The organism is Pedobacter nototheniae, assembly GCF_004335085.1.
In the GTDB taxonomy this organism is placed as follows: Bacteria; Bacteroidota; Bacteroidia; order Sphingobacteriales; family Sphingobacteriaceae; genus Pedobacter; species Pedobacter nototheniae.
Genome location: NZ_RQRS01000074.1, coordinates 1 through 478, shown reverse-complemented (window position 1 = coordinate 478; position 478 = coordinate 1). Strand labels below are relative to the sequence as shown.

Annotated in this window: 1 protein-coding gene; it reads left to right on the top strand. The window is 31.0% G+C overall.

Annotated elements, in window-relative coordinates:
- On the top strand, positions 1 to 478 hold a 478-nt coding region (locus EHC72_RS22870), incomplete at both ends, for a hypothetical protein (RefSeq protein WP_211660354.1).

Below are 478 nucleotides of genomic sequence, written 5' to 3'. Positions count from 1 at the left end.
GTACAATAAAAATGCTTTATGGGTTAACCAATTATTAGGAGAACATAAGTTTAAGGAGCGTTCTAAATTTAATTGGGGATTATCATATAACAGTATCAAAGGAGATACTCCAGACCGAACAACAAATACCTTAAACAAAGTGGCCGCTGGTTATACACTTTTATCTAATGCTGGAAGTAACAATCGTTATTTTCAAAATTTGAAAGAAGATGAAGTTGCTGCAAACTTAAGCTACGATTACAAATTCAGCAAAACGGAAGAAGGGGAATACAAAGGAAAATTCACTTTTGGATATAGCGGACGAGTTAAAACTAGAAACTTTAAAGCCACACAATTTAATTTTAAATCTGATAATACTCACTTATCTGACATTGTAGATCCAAACAACTTAGATTTATTTTACAACCAGTCTAATTTAGATAACAACTATTTTAAAATTATCACTTTTAGAGGCGATCAATTTGAATCTTCAGCTTTA